The 1,281-nt window shown below is 70.7% G+C and carries 1 protein-coding gene and 1 pseudogene; one reads left to right on the forward strand and one right to left on the reverse strand.

Going from position 1 to position 1,281, the window contains the following annotated elements; all coding sequences use genetic code 11:
* Positions 1 to 179: 179 nt before the first annotated feature.
* Positions 180 to 878: an endonuclease III gene (gene nth / locus HUK84_RS18825; RefSeq protein ID WP_246285777.1), complete on the reverse strand. Its 699-nt coding sequence runs from the start codon at positions 876 to 878 to the stop codon at positions 180 to 182.
* Between the two features lie 188 nt (positions 879 to 1,066).
* On the opposite strand from nth, the pseudogene HUK84_RS18830 reads away from it, so the two are divergent.
* Positions 1,067 to 1,281 (forward strand): annotated as a pseudogene (locus HUK84_RS18830) (ABC transporter ATP-binding protein); the annotation flags it as partial.

Genomic DNA, 1,281 nt, shown 5'->3' on the forward strand with positions numbered 1-1,281 from the left:
GGCGCGCAGGCCGTCTTCCTGCACGGCGACAAGGTCGAAATCATCTCGGACCGGCAGACCCGGGGGGCGCGGCCCTGGGTGCTGGGGCCGGGCCAGCATGGCCTGCCCACCCTGCCGCTCGCCCGGCGGGAATAGTCCGGGACGGGACGGATAGCCGGGAATGGACAGGCGGCAGAGCTTCAGGGCGGCGTCAGCACCTTGCCGGTATATTGGCAGGGTTCCCGCGCCGGGCAGCGCCAGCATTCGGGCCGCCGCGCCTTGCAGACATAGCGCCCGTGCAGGATCAGCCAGTGATGCGCCGGGCGCAGCAGCGGCGCCGGAATCCGCGCCACCAGTTGGTCCTCGACCGCGCGTGTGGTCTTGCCCGGCGCCAGCCCGGTGCGGTTGCCGATGCGGAAGATATGCGTATCCACCGCCATCGTGCTGTCGCCGAACGCCACGTTCATCACCACGTTCGCGGTCTTGCGCCCCACGCCGGGCAGCGCCTCCAGCGCCGCGCGGTCACGTGGGACGCGCCCGTCATACCGGTCCAGCAATGTCTGCGACAGGGTTACGACGTTGCGCGCCTTGGTGCGCCACAGGCCGATCGAGCGGATATGCGCTCCGACTCCATCCTCGCCCAATGCCACCATCGCGGCCGGGTCGGGCGCGTCGCGGAACAGGCCCCGCGTCGCCCGGTTGACCGACGCGTCGGTGGCCTGGGCCGACAGCACGACCGCGACCAGCAGCGTGTAGTCATCGACGAATTCCAGCTCGCTCTCGGCGTTGGGATGGGCCTCGGCCAGCAGGGTGATGAATCGTTCCACTTCCTTCAGCGTCATGCGGCGCTTGGCCCGCGCGGGATGCGGCACTTTGACTGGGGTAAGGGGCTTGGTCATGGGGTCTGGCCGTCCGTTCGATTCGGGCCCTTTTTTCCGCCGGGCAGCGGCGACAGGCAAGGGGGCGACTCAGGGGACGACGGTTGCTTTCATCCCGCCGCGCGGCGATAGTCCGGGCCGTTGCAGGCGGCCCGCCGCATGCGGCCGGAACGGACGAAAGGAAGGCCGACGGGACCGGCCGGGATATCATGACGGACACTGACTCCGCGCCCGCCCCCCGGGGCCGTGCGCGCAACGAATTTGTCGACGTGCTGGGCTTCGTGATCCGGCGCTGGTCGCGCCATCCCGGCGCGCTGGCCTGGACGATGGCCGGTATCGCCGTCGCGACGGTGGCCGATGTGGTCACCCCGCTGCTGGCCGGCTGGATGGTCGACGACGTGGCGCGCGGCGGCGCGGTCGGGTC

This window comes from Nguyenibacter vanlangensis (assembly GCF_013376155.1).
Classification (GTDB): Bacteria; Pseudomonadota; Alphaproteobacteria; order Acetobacterales; family Acetobacteraceae; genus Gluconacetobacter; species Gluconacetobacter vanlangensis.